The organism is Streptococcus timonensis (assembly GCF_900095845.1).
Classification (GTDB): domain Bacteria; phylum Bacillota; class Bacilli; order Lactobacillales; family Streptococcaceae; genus Streptococcus; species Streptococcus timonensis.
This window is the reverse complement of the sequence record NZ_FMIX01000003.1, coordinates 255,935-270,449: the sequence shown is the minus strand read 5'-3', so window position 1 is coordinate 270,449 and position 14,515 is coordinate 255,935. Positions and strand designations below refer to the sequence as shown.

16 protein-coding genes, 1 tRNA gene and 2 pseudogenes are annotated in these 14,515 nt (G+C 40.3%); 7 read left to right on the top strand and 12 right to left on the bottom strand.

The features are described 5' to 3' along the window. Positions 1-2: 2 nt before the first annotated feature. Positions 3-582 (top strand): annotated as a pseudogene (locus tag BQ2679_RS02420) (hypothetical protein); the annotation flags it as partial. 220 nt (positions 583-802) lie between these two features. Here the strand turns inward: BQ2679_RS02420 and BQ2679_RS02415 are convergent. Further along, entirely contained in the window at positions 803-1,498 is a 696-nt protein-coding gene (locus BQ2679_RS02415; protein WP_075565793.1) for an LrgB family protein, read from the bottom strand. Beyond that, positions 1,495-1,869 (bottom strand): CidA/LrgA family protein, encoded by a 375-nt coding sequence (locus tag BQ2679_RS02410; RefSeq protein ID WP_004250774.1) that lies wholly within the window; start codon positions 1,867-1,869, stop codon positions 1,495-1,497. The genes BQ2679_RS02415 and BQ2679_RS02410 overlap by 4 nt, the downstream gene beginning before the upstream one ends. A gap of 180 nt (positions 1,870-2,049) precedes the next feature. Here BQ2679_RS02410 and BQ2679_RS02405 point away from each other — a divergent pair, with 180 nt between their 5' ends. The 3 genes from BQ2679_RS02405 (at position 2,050) to trxA (ending at position 3,076) form a co-directional block, all read left to right on the top strand. Further along, the gene (locus tag BQ2679_RS02405) at positions 2,050-2,430 is read left to right on the top strand and encodes a MarR family winged helix-turn-helix transcriptional regulator (protein ID WP_075565791.1); all 381 of its coding nucleotides are present in this window, start codon (positions 2,050-2,052) and stop codon (positions 2,428-2,430) included. Between the two features lie 95 nt (positions 2,431-2,525). After that, complete coding sequence (locus tag BQ2679_RS02400; RefSeq protein ID WP_075565789.1) at positions 2,526-2,747, top strand: DUF4649 family protein; 222 nt, start codon at positions 2,526-2,528, stop codon at positions 2,745-2,747. Positions 2,748-2,761: 14 nt separating this feature from the next. After that, entirely contained in the window at positions 2,762-3,076 is a 315-nt protein-coding gene (gene trxA, locus BQ2679_RS02395) for a thioredoxin (RefSeq protein WP_001029581.1), read from the top strand. 97 nt (positions 3,077-3,173) lie between these two features. Here trxA and BQ2679_RS02390 read toward each other — a convergent pair whose 3' ends face one another. The 10 genes and pseudogenes from BQ2679_RS02390 to BQ2679_RS02340 all read right to left on the bottom strand — a co-directional run bounded on the left by BQ2679_RS02390 (position 3,174) and on the right by BQ2679_RS02340 (position 11,824). Beyond that, positions 3,174-3,842, bottom strand: coding sequence for an MIP/aquaporin family protein (locus BQ2679_RS02390; protein ID WP_075565787.1), 669 nt, complete (start codon positions 3,840-3,842; stop codon positions 3,174-3,176). Positions 3,843-3,952: 110 nt separating this feature from the next. After that, positions 3,953-4,744 (bottom strand): annotated as a pseudogene (locus BQ2679_RS02385) (DUF2785 domain-containing protein). A gap of 438 nt (positions 4,745-5,182) precedes the next feature. After that, positions 5,183-5,626 (bottom strand): DUF6568 family protein, encoded by a 444-nt coding sequence (locus tag BQ2679_RS02380; RefSeq protein ID WP_244491694.1) that lies wholly within the window; start codon positions 5,624-5,626, stop codon positions 5,183-5,185. Continuing rightward, positions 5,619-6,473, bottom strand: a complete 855-nt coding sequence (locus BQ2679_RS02370; protein WP_083237572.1) for an excalibur calcium-binding domain-containing protein — start codon at positions 6,471-6,473, stop codon at positions 5,619-5,621. Before BQ2679_RS02370 ends, BQ2679_RS02380 begins: the two co-directional genes overlap by 8 nt. A 28-nt stretch (positions 6,474-6,501) precedes the next feature. Then, positions 6,502-8,298: an oligoendopeptidase F gene (pepF, locus tag BQ2679_RS02365; protein WP_075565782.1), complete on the bottom strand. Its 1,797-nt coding sequence runs from the start codon at positions 8,296-8,298 to the stop codon at positions 6,502-6,504. A 10-nt stretch (positions 8,299-8,308) separates the two neighbouring features. Further along, positions 8,309-9,052, bottom strand: coding sequence for a 16S rRNA (uracil(1498)-N(3))-methyltransferase (locus tag BQ2679_RS02360; RefSeq protein ID WP_075565780.1), 744 nt, complete (start codon positions 9,050-9,052; stop codon positions 8,309-8,311). Between the two features lies 1 nt (position 9,053). Further along, positions 9,054-10,004: a 50S ribosomal protein L11 methyltransferase gene (gene prmA, locus BQ2679_RS02355; protein ID WP_075565778.1), complete on the bottom strand. Its 951-nt coding sequence runs from the start codon at positions 10,002-10,004 to the stop codon at positions 9,054-9,056. Between the two features lie 10 nt (positions 10,005-10,014). Beyond that, positions 10,015-10,914, bottom strand: a complete 900-nt coding sequence (locus tag BQ2679_RS02350) for a GIY-YIG nuclease family protein (protein ID WP_075565775.1) — start codon at positions 10,912-10,914, stop codon at positions 10,015-10,017. Next, positions 10,901-11,344 (bottom strand): NUDIX hydrolase, encoded by a 444-nt coding sequence (locus BQ2679_RS02345; protein ID WP_075565773.1) that lies wholly within the window; start codon positions 11,342-11,344, stop codon positions 10,901-10,903. Before BQ2679_RS02345 ends, BQ2679_RS02350 begins: the two co-directional genes overlap by 14 nt. 9 nt (positions 11,345-11,353) lie before the next feature. Beyond that, positions 11,354-11,824: a DUF3013 family protein gene (locus BQ2679_RS02340; protein WP_075565771.1), complete on the bottom strand. Its 471-nt coding sequence runs from the start codon at positions 11,822-11,824 to the stop codon at positions 11,354-11,356. Positions 11,825-11,939: 115 nt separating this feature from the next. On the opposite strand from BQ2679_RS02340, the gene BQ2679_RS02335 reads away from it, so the two are divergent. The 3 genes from BQ2679_RS02335 (at position 11,940) to BQ2679_RS02325 (ending at position 14,412) form a co-directional block, all read left to right on the top strand. Beyond that, positions 11,940-13,211, top strand: a complete 1,272-nt coding sequence (locus BQ2679_RS02335) for a replication-associated recombination protein A (protein WP_075565769.1) — start codon at positions 11,940-11,942, stop codon at positions 13,209-13,211. Between the two features lie 262 nt (positions 13,212-13,473). Further along, positions 13,474-13,546: transfer RNA gene (locus tag BQ2679_RS02330), tRNA-Lys, on the top strand. 350 nt (positions 13,547-13,896) lie between these two features. Beyond that, positions 13,897-14,412 carry a DUF308 domain-containing protein gene (locus BQ2679_RS02325; protein ID WP_075565766.1) on the top strand — a complete coding sequence of 172 codons (516 nt, stop codon included), beginning with the start codon at positions 13,897-13,899 and terminating at the stop codon, positions 14,410-14,412. The last annotated feature ends 103 nt before the right edge of the window (positions 14,413-14,515 follow it).

The following is a 14,515-nucleotide window of genomic DNA, read 5'->3' as shown; positions in this document are numbered from 1 at the left end:
TTATGTTTTGGAATTTAGTTCGTTATGAATTTAAAAATGTTAACAAGTGGTATTTAGCCCTTTATGGTGCTGTATTGGCACTTTCTGTCATCATTGGATTACAGGCTAGTGCCATCAAAATGCTATCTTCTCAAGATCAAGAATCAATCATGCTAGTATTTCAGGCCTTTATTTTCGGAGGACTAATCATTACCATGAGTATTTCAACCTTGATATTGATCATCCGTCGTTTCAAGGGTAGTGTTTATGAACGTCAAGGATACCTAACTTTAACCCTACCTGTGTCTGAACACCAAATCATCCTAGCAAAACTCTTGGGGGCCTTCCTCTGGTCTTTGCTTAGTACAGCAGTTTTCATTCTAAGCATTTATATCTTTTTAGTGACAGTAGACCCACAAATTATTGATGTCTATATGATCAGATACTTTTTTGGCCATTATTTAGATAGTATCGGTTTATCTCTGATTTCATACATATTTAGTACAGTAGCAGGAATTCTCTGCATCTACTTGTCTATCTCTATCGGTCAACTCTTTAATGAATACCGTACAGCTCTTGCAGTTGTAGCCTACATCGTCATCCAGACTATACTTGGATTTATCACCCTCAATCTTCGCATCGATTTTGACTACAATTGGATGATATCCTTTGAAATTATCAAGGACATAATCCTTAGCCTTGTCTTCTATCTTGGAACCTACTATATCTTAAAGAACAAAGTAAACTTACAATAATGAATGAAGCCCCTAGCAAATAAAGCTAGGGGCTTCTTTTTACACAAAGAAATATAAAATTCTTACTTTTAACTCAATATCAAGTCTGCTACGATGGGACTTACAAATACATAGAGAATACCGGTGACACCGATAGCCAGGCCACCCATAGCCCCCGCAACAGCTCCATAGCGAAAAGCTGTTCCAGTCCCAACTGCGTGACCAGTTCCTCCAAGAGCAAGACCAGCAGCTACTGGATCGTCAATTTTTAGCCATTTTAAAAGTGTTGGTCCAATAACGCTAGTCAAAATCCCAGTTACTACCACAACTACCAAGGTGATCGTCGCTATTCCTTGTAGCTTATCCGTAATTCCAACTGCCATGGCCGTCGTTACAGACTTTGGGAAAAGCGAAATCGCCAAGAAGAAATCCATACCGAAGAATTTGGCAACTAAAGCTGTAAAAACTGTATTTACAACAACAGCAAGGAAACTACTGAGTAGAATACTTCTAACATGGTGCTTCATGAGGTGAAAGCTCTTATAAAGAGGAATCCCTAGGGCTACTGTTGAAGGAACTATCAAGTTATTAAGATAAACCCCACCTTGATAATAGGCAACATAAGAAATACCAGTTAGTTTTAGAAAAACAATGATAAATAAAGTTGCTAGCAGCAAGGGAGTGGTCAGAGGATGAGGGTACCGTCTAAAGATAATCATGCCTCCAAGATAAGCCAAAATAGATAAGGCTATCCCAAACAGTGGATTGGATACAAATTCGCTCATTTGGCACCTCTTTCTTCGTAATCACCTTCATAACGCTTTTTGATAAACTGAACGACCAGCGCAATCAAGATAATATTGATAACTGCTGCAAAAAAGACAATCAAGACAATGGGCAATAAATAGGGAGCAATCACATCAAATTTCTCCATAATCCCAACTGCAGGAGGTAGAAAGAGGATAGTCATATTAGCTAGGAGAAAATTCCCAACCATGTTGACATGACGTACCCGCAACCACTTGAACTGCAAGGCTAAAAATAAAATAATCAAACCGATAATGCTTCCAGGAATAGGCAAATGGAAAAAACTAGAGATTCCCTCACCAATCAGTGAAATGACAAAGAGAATCATTAACTGAACATATAACTTCATCGAATACTCCAAAAATAGATTTTCTGCATACCAGTTTACTCTTTTTTCAGAAAATTTCAAGGAAATACACAAGAAACTTCCTTCTTGCCATCTCATCTAAAAAGTTGTATACTAATTGCGTGCGCAAGCATCTCAGATAGGCAAATCTGTTTATAACTACTATATGGAAAGGAGATTGATATGACTTACTTAGAAAAATGGTTTGACTTCAACCGACGACAAGTAGAGCTAGAAGCTCTTTTAGAGCAAACGATTGCTGAGCAGAGTCAACAGAGTCTGACACTCAAGGAATTCTATCTCTTGCACTTTTTAAATCAGGCCCAAGAGAAATCTTTGAGACAAATTGACCTGCCGGACAAACTCCATCTAAGCCCAAGTGCAGTATCACGGATGGTGGCACGATTAGAAGCCAAGAACTGCGGTTTGCTTAGTCGGAGATGTTGCGATCAGGACAAACGAGCTAGTTTTATCTGCCTTACCAGCGATGGCCAAAAGACTCTTGCCTCTCTGCAAAAAGCTGTTGAAGAAAGCCTTGAAACAAAAGCAAGTTGGCTTTTCTAAAATTTTTACAAAAAACTTGCGTGCGCAAGCAATTTTCTTGACATTCCTTTTTCCAAGGAGTAAAATGAAGATATGATTTAGCAAAGGAGAATCCTATGATTGAAATCACTTATCTTGATGCCAGCAAGCAAGAGAGAACCATAACCTTCGAGTCATACGAAGAATTTGAACGTTCTCAACATGCCTGCCTGATTGGTGTCGCAGACTACTACCCTGTCCAAAAAGTAACCTACAAGGGACATGATTTGGACTACCATGGGACTTATGGAGATGTTTTCTTCTATCTCATGAAACAAGATTTAAGCCAATATAATTAAAAAGGAGAAATACTATGGCAAAAGCAATTACAGATGCAACATTCGAACAAGAAACTAAAGACGGATTGGTCTTGGTAGACTTCTGGGCAACTTGGTGTGGTCCATGTCGTATGCAAGGTCCAATCTTGGACAAATTGTCTGAAGAACTTTCAGAAGATGTCTTGAAGATCGTTAAAATGGACGTTGACGAAAATCCGAATACAGCTCGTGCATTTGGTATCATGTCTATCCCTACTCTTCTCTTCAAGAAAGATGGACAAGTTGTTAAACAAGTGGCTGGTGTCCACACAGCTGAACAAATCAAGGCCATCGTTGCTGAATTGAGTTAATCACAAAACACTCCCACATTTGATTATGGGAGTGTTTTTTTCTATAAAAAAACTACCCTCCAAGATGGAGAGTAGGATTTTTTACGATATAGTTGAATTATTCTTCAGTTCCAAGGAAGTTTTTAGCAACAAGAGCTGCAAGAACTCCACCAACGATTGGTGCAAGGATGAAAATCCAAACTTGTTGAAGAGCTGCGCCACCTACCAATACAGCAGGAGCCAAGCTACGAGCTGGGTTTACTGAAAGTCCAGTGATGTTCAATCCAACAAGAATCATAGCCATCAATGACAAACCGATCACCAAACCAGCAATAGCACCATTCCCTTTGCTTGCTGATGTTACAGTCATGATCACCAAAACAAACAAGAATGTTGCGATGACTTCAAACAAGAAACCACCAAATACAGTTACACCGTTTGCCAAGGCATTTTCACCAAGACTTGCAGTTGACATACCTGAATTTGCCAAGAGGAAGAATACGGAAACAGATGCTAAGAAAGCACCAACTACTTGACCAAGGATGTAGTTTACAAGTTCTGAAGATGACAAACGTTTGTTAACAAACATAGCGATAGAAACAGCTGGGTTCAAGTGAGCACCTGAAACAGTTCCGATTGAGAAAGCTGCGACTACGATTGCCAAACCAAAGGCAAAAGCAATTCCAAGGTGTCCAAGACCTTCTGTACCATTTCCAAAAACAACAGCTCCTGTTCCGATGAACACAAGCATAAATGTACCGATTAATTCAGCAACAAATTTTTTCATGTTAAGTCTCCTTTTTTTTAAACTATCTATTAGTCTATCAAAATAAGGAAAGGGTTTCAAGAAAATTGATTGGAAAGTTCTTTAAAAATCAGGAAACGACTCGCTTATCCTTAGTACTGAAAGGATTGAATGGCTTCTTTCAAGTCATCTTGTAAAATATGTCTCTTGTCAAGTTGGATATAGACTTCCAACAGACAGGATCTGAAGTTGGAAAATTTATAAAAATCTTCGGTCTCTTCTATCGGAAAGTCAACAGTTTTTATCCAAGAAGCTACTTGTTCCTGCTCTAATTTCCCTTGCAAAATAGGTTCATAAAGTACTCTCGCTAACCGCCAATCCTCATCATTTGTAAAACGAATGGTAACTCTTTTAAATAATTGACCAAGTACATCAAATACTTCATAATCTCTATTTTTAGGAAAATCTTGATGACAAACGACTTCAGTCAAGAGATCCGCTCCATGCGCAAAAGCGTGAACTCAACCATACTGACTTGAAAAACCTGTCGTATCCTTTTCTTTTTTAAGATAATACAAACCTTGAGACAGCATAGCATTCCTTATATCAGCTTTTAATCCTTTATAGAAAAGAGAGTGCTCATTACCATCTGCAGACAAAAGATTGGCATAAATAAGTGCCCTAAAAGAACGTTTAAGAGCCGAAACTCCTCTACTATCAATCTCTTTGTATAGACCTTCATCAGAGGAGACCTCTTCTGAGATAAACTGAAACTGGTCAAGGGAAAACAACTCTTCTTGAATCCCTCTAGCCAAACTCGTAAAAACAAGTTCGTCTCGAATTTCTGGAGAGGGATCTCCTAAATGCTCGAGTAACCACTGAATTTCTTCTCGGCTATAGCTTGGTTTTTCTTCTATCACTTTTCTTTGTAATTTTCGACGCATCTCAAGCACCTCTACATTTCTAGTAACTTATCAAAAAGTCATCCACAGATGACTTTCTATTCTTTAAACCTAGAATTTTTAATTAAATACAATCAAATATAATATGAAGAAGATGAATAGCAATACCGACTCAGCTATAAGCTCCTCTTTGCAATTACGACCTTCAACACTTTTTTTAACAATTACTACAAATAAAGCAAAAATAACAACTTCCAATAATCCTATCAATAACATCATAGAACCTCATCACTTGCCATTGTCCTACTCGCCCAACTCTGCACTGTAAGCTATAATCTGATCAACCGTACCAGACAAGAACTGAATGGTATATCGAAAGCAGAGGAAATGTGTAGGGGATCCTACAGGGTGCTTTTTGTGACTTATAAACAGTCATAGTTGTATTTTCATTTCTGATTTATGAACAATAATACTATCGTTTTATTTACTTTCAATAAAAGAAAGTATTTCCTCAACACTTGCTTTACTGCCTTTTTCTAAATAGTTATAGTTGTTCCCATCTTTATAAAATGTAAGATTGGGAACAGTTTTAATATTCATTTCGTGAGCAAAGTCAGTAATTTCTCTCTTTTCATTAGAGTCATTATCAAGATAATACACGATTTTATTGCTCTTCTGGATCGCAACAGCTAAGTTTGGTGCAAATCGTTGACAATCTGGACAAGACTCTCTTCCGATATATAAAATAAAGCTTTCATTATTTGTTATCTTGGAGCGAATTTCTCTTATATTTACCACTTTCGTATATTCAATAGCATCCTGATAAGAGGTAGGAACAGATGGCGTTATAGATTTCCAAATTAAAGATAAAAACAGTAATAACGACAAACAAAGAATGAGAAGCAATCTATACTTTTTATTCACAAGCAATACCATCTCCATCTCTATCTAAATGTCTTGCATAACCTGGTTGTCCACGATAAATTGGAGTAACACCCGCGGCGCGAGCCTCTTTGCAATTTTTATAGAAAGATTGAGTTGGAGCCTGCTGTTGCTTTTGTGCCTGTTCTGCTTGTTCTTTGGCTCTGGTTTCAGCTTCACGTGCTATTCTTCCCTCTTCTTCTTTTTGAGAAATGAATGACTCAACTGAAGCTATTCTATCAAGCAATTCTGTCTTTTTGTCAGTATTTTCAATCTGATTAACGATCTCTTTAGCAGACTTCACTTGACTCATATCTTGACTTTCTTCCAATTGTTTCACTAAAGCTTCACCTTTTTTTTGCAACTCATTTGCTGCCTTTTCCTTAGCTCTTTTCTCTTCTTCTGCTTTTTCCCTAGCTTTTCTCTCTTCTTCTGCTTTTTCTTTTGCTTTTCTCTCTTCTTCTGCTTTTTCTTTAGCTTTTCTCTCTTCTTCAACTCGTTTTGCCTCTTCTATACTAGATGAGGTATCTCTTGTTGAATTTGTTGAAGCTATCGAAGAAGTAGATGCCGCAGTCTGCTTAGTTTTAGATTGAGAAGATGAACTTTTCTTTGTAACTGTTGGAGTTTGGAAAGAAACTACAAAAATACTAACAACGAAAAGTCCTATCATTAGATTTCTTTTTCGAATATCTGGTACTTTCTTTACAAAATACCAAATACCAATTCCGCTCAAAACAAGATAGAGAGTAGGGAAAGCAATTAATAAAATAATGCCCAACAAGATTAAACCAATTTTGATAAAAAGTATTCTTTGGGGATTTTGTTCCAGCCATTTTTTGATTCTATTCATATTAGTCTCCTAAAATCTACCTATTCCTTTACTCGCCCAATTCAGTGCTATAGGCTATAATCTGATCAACTGTATCAGACAAGAACTGAATGGTATCACGAAGTGGTTTATCCGTTGAAATATCTGCTCCGATGATCATTGCTGACTCAAGCGGTGTCTTGCTACCTCCAGATTTGAGGAGATTGAGCCAGTCTCTAGCTCCATTCTCAGAGTTTTTAAGATGGAGGTATCCAGCTGTCGAGATGACTAGGCCAGCTGAGTAGGTGTAGCTATATAAGCCCATGTAGTAGTGAGCTTGGCGCATCCAAGTCAAGGCCGCATCGTCGTCAATCTCAATAGCATCTCCCCAGAAGTCAGTCAAGACTTCCTTCATAATACTATTAAGTTTGCTTGCTCCAAAGGTTTCTCCTTCTTCGATGAGTGTATAGACCTTACGCTGGAAGGCTGCTTCCAAGAGGTGAGTGATGAAGTTATGGAAATAGGTATCTGTCAACCGATGAGCAAGGGCAAAGCGTTTCTGGCGTGGATTATCAGACTGGTTTTCTAGGTAATCACTTAAAAGCAATTCATTGAAGGTTGATGGTGCTTCGACATAGTAGGTCGACATGTGGGCGTTGAAGTAACTCTGATGGTTATCCGAAAAGATAAATTGACCGGAATGCCCGATTTCATGAATCAAGGTATAAACATCACTCAAACGACCTGTCCAGCTCATGAGGACATATGGATGCACACGGTAGGGATCAGCTGCATACCCACCAGAATCCTTGCCACTATTAGCGGCAAAGTCAACCCAGCGCTCTTCTTGGTAACGAGCAATTTCTTGACTGTATTCTTGACCCAATGGTGCGACTGATTTCATGACCAAATCGTAAGCATCATCAATGCTAACCTCTGGGTTAAGAGCGCTATCCAAGTCCAATTTCCAGTCTGCAAATGTCATCTTTTCAAGACCATTGACCTTGGCAACATGCTTGAGGTATCTCTGGGCAACTGGCGCAAAGTCCTTCATGATGAGGTCAATCTGGCGGTCAAACATGGCACGGTCTACTTCCTGCTCAGCTAAAAGATAGTCAAATACTGAGTCATAACCTTTCATATCTGCCAACAATTTTTCAGACTTGACCTGAGCAAGGTAGGCTGCCGCAGCTGTATTTTGGTGCTTACGTAGTCCTTCTGAGAAAGAACGGAAAGATTTTTCACGGACTTCAGCGTCTTCGTGATTTTGGTAGAAATTTTCATAGGTCACAAAACTGTTTTTGTAGGTTTTTCCATGGACTTCAAAGTCAGCCATTTCGAAATCCCCAGCTCGCATCTTGGTGTAAATATCCTGTGGACTGTAGAAAACTTCGCCAAGATTAGTCAAGGCCTTCTCTACATCAGCCCCTAGATAATGGGCTTTTTTGATTTTGGCCTGACGAATAGCTGCTGTCAAGTGAGGCAATTCACCCAAACGGTCCAAGACTTCCTCGTCTGCTGCCACCAAGGCGTCGTCAAAGAAGGTCAAGGCTACACTGGCATCTGTCTCGAAGTCCATCCCAGCTTGGGCGATATTGGCAAAATCCTCGTTACTATAGTCCGTCGTCTGAGGCATAAAGGCGTAGTTGCCAATATGACTCATCTGAATGTAGATTTGTTCCAATTCTGCAAAGGCCTTTTCAAAATCTTCAAAAGTGTGAAGATTATCCTTGTAGTCACGGCTAAATTGATTGATGTCTTCACGCGCCTTTTCAATCGCACGCAAGAAGTCCTCACGGTCTTGATATAAGGCTGTCAAGTCCCAAAGTTCCTTTTCAGGAAATTCTGAACGGTGTTTTTGTTCCATGTTTTTCCTCTTATTTCTTTAATTCTAGCAAAACACTAATGGCTGATAGAGCATAAAGTGGCGCTGTTTCTGCTCGCAAAATGCGAGGTCCAAGGCCTGCAAGAATTGCGCCTTTGGCTGTAAAACTTTCGATTTCCGCAGGCGAAAGACCACCTTCTGGTCCAAAGATAAAGAGCAGTTTGGCTCCTTTTTCAAGATCAGCGACAGCTTGAATAAGTGCAGCTGATTCACCTTCTTTGGCCGACTCTTCATAGGCCACTACGATGCGGTCAAACTGGTCAAGTTGTGCGAGAAAGTCTGCCTTTTTCTCAAACAACTTGATACCTGGTACCAGATTGCGCTTGCTTTGCTCAGCTGCACCAAGGGTAATTTTTTCTAACTTCTCAACCTTTTTGCCCAATTTCTTGCCATCCCATTTGGCAACGGACCAGTCCGCGGGGAAGCCCCAAATCTGACTAGCACCCAACTCCGTCACTTTTTGAGTGATGAATTCTAGCTTGTCTCCCTTGGGAAAGCCTGATGCGATGGTTACTTGGACTGGCAGTTCTACATTGTCAGCTAATTCCTCAATTACCTCAAACTGACGAGCCTCTACATTTACCACACGCGCCAAACGCTTAATGCCATCATCAAAGACCAATGTCACTTCATCTTCTTCTTTCAAGCGCATAACCTGAAACATGTGCTTGCTGGTTTCCTTGTCCTCAATAGTCACAGGTGAGCTAGCCAAACCTTTTACAAAATACTGTTGCATTCTAGCCTCCAATCACTCCAGAGATATCCTTGGTTTTCTTGAAGACACAGGCATTCCACTCCCCTTGAATCATGTGGATTTCAAGGAAAAATCCAGCTGTTTCTGCTGATTCACGTACCATATCCCACTTGTCCTTGATAATCCCACTCATGATGAGATAACCTTCGTCTTTAACCAAGTGATAAGCATCATCCGTCAGATGAATGAGGATATCCGCCAAAATATTGGCCACGATGACATCTGCCTCAATCTCCACGCCCTTGAGCAAATCACCTGGGGCTACATGGATGTTTTCCATGCCAGGATTGAGTTCAATATTTTCCTGAGCCACACGAACTGCTACATCATCGAGGTCATAGGCGAAGATTTCCTTGGCACCTAGAAGCGAGCTGGCAATAGAAAGGACACCTGAGCCTGTCCCCACATCTAGCACTGTCTCACCACCACGAAGAACCTGCTCCAAGGCAAAAAGACTCATCTTGGTCGTAGGGTGAGTTCCAGTTCCAAATGCCATACCAGGATCCAACTTGATAATCTTTTCTCCAGCAGTAGCCTCGTAGTCCGTCCATGATGGCACGATGGTCAAGTCATGAGTGATGCGAGCTGGTTCATAGTATTTCTTCCAGTTGTCAGCCCAGTCTTCCTCAGCCAAGGCACTCGTCCCCATCTTGACCTCTCCCAAATCCATAAAGTCTGTCAATTCCGATAAACGATTCTGCAAATCCACTTCAACTGCCGATACATCAATCGTATCAGGGTAGTAGGCGGTCACCACGATTTCTTCTTGTTGCTCGACCTCTGGGAAAATCTCACCGAATCGATCGACATTTCCCACATAGTCCATACTGTCTTCAATCGCAACACCTTGGGCACCTAACTCGATCAAGAGGTTGGAGACTAGTTCCTCACCCTCACGCTTCACTGTAACTTTTAACTCTTGCCATGTTTCCATCTGATTCTCCTTAACAATCCATTGTTTCTTCTAATTCTTTTAAAGTCTTGCCGTCCTTATTTTTCCAATCCGTTCGTCCATTCGTATTCATTCCTAGCACAAAAGCAGCTGCATAAGATGGACTGGAGAACAGTTGTTTTTCTTGTAAAACACCATCTTTAATCATATTTGTTTTGATTAACTCTTTACGCAATTCTTTTAGGCTTGCTGGTATCGCGGATGAATCAACCACATCCACTTGACTTCCTTCTAAAACAACAAACCCTTCTGAAGTATGTTCACAGATTGCTTCGATCGTTCTATTTGATTTCTTGGTTTTTCGCTTTAGATAAAGATAAGCTAAATTATCATCAGAAATATTCTGACCTGTTTTCTTAGTCATAGGAACAAACAGTCGGTACCCTAAGGTTCCTACAATCATCAAAGTATTTTCTACAACCTCATCCAACTCAGATTGCTTTTCTTCTGTTACATTCCCAGAATTGGGCTCATTCCCATTTTTTACAATGAAGCGCCCCGCGTCCTTTGCTAGTTGTGTAAATTTATTTTCCAAATAACTAATTTCCGTGGGTCCAAAGGAGTTATTCTGCGTCGTCAAAATAATGGCATCATTAAAATAATCTGCATGGTTGTCACGAGTATGTTCCTGAACACGTAAAAGGACACCTTCACCATTTTTGCGATTCGTCGCCTGCCCGATGTAGGTAACATCCTTTTGCTTATCCTCATTACGACCAAATAGGAAATAAATGCCGCTTTGCTTCATTTCATCACGTGATTTTAAATCTGCCAATTGAATTCGAGGAATTTTATAAATCACCCCTGTCCAATTCGACAAGGTACATTTAATTATCCCAGTAACTTCTCCATCCATGAGAAACATATTGATATTCTTACTACGATTTGGCATCTACCTTACTTCCCTCCAAATAATCCCTCAATCTACCCTGCAACTGCGGAACTACTTGACTGGATGTCAAAAATTCCTCAATGTTCATCAGTTTATAGGCTTGCCCTTCATCTCCAAAGATGATACTGTCAAACAGTTCTTGACTTAGTTGCCCGACCATAAAGACAGACTGCCGACCTTCAAAGAGCATGCTGGGATAAACCTTGCTCCAGAGCAGGCAGTTTTCATTTAAATGAATTCCCAGTTCCTCATAAACTTCACGCGCTGCGCACTCTAAAGGACTTTCGCTCCCTTCACGACCACCACCTGGCAACTCCCACATATTGGGCCAATGGATATTTTCCTTGTCATCACGCAAGATGGTCAATAGCTTATCTCCACAAAAGAGGGCAATCTTACAACCTTGGAAATCAGTAACTTCTATTTCCATGCTGGACTCCTAATATCTCGGATAAGGGTAAAATTCTCCTTCTTCCAAACCGACTTTCCCTTCTTCAAAGACTTCTTGGTTCCATTCCATGACGAATTCTTCTGCTTCTGGGTCTTCCAAAAAGTCCATGAGGGCATCTAGTCCAACCTCTGCAGTATCTTTAAGGAATAGCGCAAAATAAGCTAAAAATTCACGAGAAAAACCTTTCTTCGGCAGGTAAGGGATGACCGTGAGATAGTCTTCTTCATTAACAGTTGACTTGGCAGGGTTGTAAAAAAGTACCGCTTCTTCAAAAAGGATATCATCTGACGAAACCTCTCCGTCTTTATCTAACATCTCCACCCCTGCAGCATTTTGTGCCTCTAATAGAAAACTCACTTCAACCGCATGATTGCGCTTGTCCCAGCTAATCTCATAATCAAAAGGAAAGTTCTTATCCAACTCTTCTTGTAAAACATCTAAAAATCCATATGCTGCCATTTTGTCCTCTTTCTATACGACTCTTCAATCGCCCCGAATACTCGGAAATATGCTAAAATAGATACTACCATCTTACCACATTCGTATCAGAAAATCCATGTTAGAAAGGACTGCTATGCCAGACAATCTCGCGCTTCGTATGCGCCCCAAAACCATCGACCAGGTCATCGGTCAGGAGCATCTAGTTGGACCTGGCAAGATTATCCGCCGTATGGTGGAAGCCAATCGCCTATCCTCTATGATCCTCTACGGACCTCCAGGAATTGGTAAAACCAGTATTGCCTCGGCCATCGCTGGAACGACCAAGTATGCTTTTCGGACCTTCAATGCCACTGTTGATAGTAAAAAACGTCTCCAAGAAATCGCTGAGGAAGCTAAATTCTCAGGTGGCCTTGTACTGCTACTAGATGAGATTCATCGTCTTGACAAGACGAAACAAGACTTCCTCCTTCCTCTCTTAGAAAGTGGTCTAGTCATCATGATCGGGGCGACAACTGAAAATCCTTTCTTTTCTGTCACTCCAGCCATCCGCAGTCGTGTTCAGATTTTTGAGTTGGATCCCTTATCTAACCAAGATGTTAAAGGAGCCATTCAAATCGCCCTGACTGACCCTGAACGAGGCTTTGATTTCCCTGTTGAGTTAGATGATGATGCCCTTGATTTTATCGCAACATCTACCAATGGAGATCTCCGTTCTGCCTTCAATTCGCTTGATTTGGCAGTTCTCTCCACTCCAGAAAATGATGATGGTGTCCGTCACATTACGCTCGACATCATGGAAAATAGTCTTCAGAGAAACTACATCACTATGGACAAGGATGGAGACGGACACTATGATGTTCTATCTGCCCTGCAAAAATCCATCCGTGGATCCGATGTCGATGCTAGTCTCCACTATGCTGCTCGCTTGATAGAGGCGGGTGACCTTCCTAGCCTAGCTCGTCGTTTGACTGTGATTGCTTATGAAGATATCGGCTTAGCCAATCCCGAAGCTCAGATTCATACCGTAACTGCTTTGGATGCAGCACAGAGGATTGGATTCCCCGAAGCCCGCATCCTCATTGCCAATGTTGTGATTGATTTGGCCCTTTCTCCAAAATCCAACTCAGCCTACGTGGCTATAGATAAGGCCTTGTCTGACCTAAAAACATCGGGGCATCTGCCGATTCCACGTCACTTGAGAGATGGACATTATAGCGGCAGCAAGGAATTAGGTAACGCCCAAAATTATCTCTATCCACATAATTATCCTGGTCACTGGGTCAAGCAAGAATACCTACCAGAAAAAATCCGTGACCACCACTACTTTTCTCCAGAAGATAGTGGAAAATACGAACGGGCCCTGGCTCAACGCAAGGAAACCATTGATAAATTACGAAACTTATGAAATCCTTTTCAAAATTTTTAATTTTCCCTTGATTTTTTTTGAAAAAGTGGTATCATATAATCATAGAAACGCTGTGGTGTACGACTTCACATTTAAGTGTTGACCGACTATTTTTTGTATTATTAGGGAAACAAAAGTCTTCTAACAGCATGTAGGCCGTCTCACACGGAAACAGCTTCAGTTAGAGCGAGTTGCCCACCTGCTTAATTGCGCGGGTTCAATACAAACCGTGAAGTTTCGGCACCAATACAGCTTTTTATTTGCCTCCTTAGCTCAGTTGGTAGAGCAGTAGACTCTTAATCTATGGGTCGCAGGTTCGAGTCCTGCAGGGGGCATCTAAATCAACAGGAAGAAGCCTTGATTTACAAGGCTTTTTTGCTTGTCTGTAACTGATTTGCCCCATCATTTGCCCCACTTTTAAATCTATCTTTTCTTTTTGAATCAAATTACATCTTAACAAATAGTGTAAAGCCAGTTACTTTTGCTTTGATGCCATACAATATTTTCATGTAGAGAAGACAAATTTTATCTTCTCTTTTTATTTTCAAAATAATAAAAACTGATTTTCTTTTCATGAATCAGACTGAAACTTCCAAATTTTCCATTTAGTTTATTGATATTTCCTCTAAAAAGGTGTATAATATTTTTACTATTAAACTATACTATATAACAGGATGGTCTTGAAATGAAATTTTCTAATCGTTTATCGCTATTCCTTGCAGGAGTTATTTTTGTCCTTTTAGCACTCTTTCTATTTACAGACCCAGTAGCTAATCTTGTTGCTTACAGCTGGTGGATTTCATTTGGTTTACTGGTTGCTTCCATAGCAGCTATTTTAGGCTATTTCTCTGTACCAAAAGAGCTTCGCTCACCAGCTCATCTTTTCCAAGGGATTGTTAATCTTCTCTTAGCTCTTTACCTCGTTGCCTATGGCTTTGTGACGCTGCCAGTTGTCATTCCAATTATTTTAGGGATTTGGTTAATTGTAGAAGCCATTATAGTTTTCTTTAAAGGCAATCGTCTGGGATTGATTTTCCCTATTATTGGCAACCATATCATGTGGATAGCGTTGCTTGCATTTTTACTAGGTCTAGTGATTTTGTTCAATCCAGTAGCTACAAGTGTCTTTGTCGTTTATGTCGTTGCCTTTGCATTTTTAATTGTTGGTTTCACCTATATCCTTGATGCCTTTCGTAAATAATCTAGCTGCCATTTTGGGCATATTAAAATAGCTGGGAAGTTACATTCTCAGCTTTTTCTGTTGCCTCTTTAGCTAAGTTGGTAGAGCAGTAGACTCTTAATCT

Bases quoted from the DNA above. Each gene is read 5' to 3' on its own strand.
- BQ2679_RS02415 (WP_075565793.1), bottom strand. From the start codon at position 1,498: ATGAGCGAATTTGTATCCAATCCACTGTTTGGGATAGCCTTATCTATT.
- BQ2679_RS02410 (WP_004250774.1), bottom strand. From the start codon at position 1,869: ATGAAGTTATATGTTCAGTTAATGATTCTCTTTGTCATTTCACTGATT.
- BQ2679_RS02405 (WP_075565791.1), top strand. From the start codon at position 2,050: ATGACTTACTTAGAAAAATGGTTTGACTTCAACCGACGACAAGTAGAG.
- BQ2679_RS02400 (WP_075565789.1), top strand. From the start codon at position 2,526: ATGATTGAAATCACTTATCTTGATGCCAGCAAGCAAGAGAGAACCATA.
- trxA (WP_001029581.1), top strand. From the start codon at position 2,762: ATGGCAAAAGCAATTACAGATGCAACATTCGAACAAGAAACTAAAGAC.
- BQ2679_RS02390 (WP_075565787.1), bottom strand. From the start codon at position 3,842: ATGAAAAAATTTGTTGCTGAATTAATCGGTACATTTATGCTTGTGTTC.
- BQ2679_RS02370 (WP_083237572.1), bottom strand. From the start codon at position 6,473: ATGAATAGAATCAAAAAATGGCTGGAACAAAATCCCCAAAGAATACTT.
- pepF (WP_075565782.1), bottom strand. From the start codon at position 8,298: ATGGAACAAAAACACCGTTCAGAATTTCCTGAAAAGGAACTTTGGGAC.
- BQ2679_RS02360 (WP_075565780.1), bottom strand. From the start codon at position 9,052: ATGCAACAGTATTTTGTAAAAGGTTTGGCTAGCTCACCTGTGACTATT.
- prmA (WP_075565778.1), bottom strand. From the start codon at position 10,004: ATGGAAACATGGCAAGAGTTAAAAGTTACAGTGAAGCGTGAGGGTGAG.
- BQ2679_RS02350 (WP_075565775.1), bottom strand. From the start codon at position 10,914: ATGCCAAATCGTAGTAAGAATATCAATATGTTTCTCATGGATGGAGAA.
- BQ2679_RS02345 (WP_075565773.1), bottom strand. From the start codon at position 11,344: ATGGAAATAGAAGTTACTGATTTCCAAGGTTGTAAGATTGCCCTCTTT.
- BQ2679_RS02340 (WP_075565771.1), bottom strand. From the start codon at position 11,824: ATGGCAGCATATGGATTTTTAGATGTTTTACAAGAAGAGTTGGATAAG.
- BQ2679_RS02335 (WP_075565769.1), top strand. From the start codon at position 11,940: ATGCCAGACAATCTCGCGCTTCGTATGCGCCCCAAAACCATCGACCAG.
- BQ2679_RS02325 (WP_075565766.1), top strand. From the start codon at position 13,897: ATGAAATTTTCTAATCGTTTATCGCTATTCCTTGCAGGAGTTATTTTT.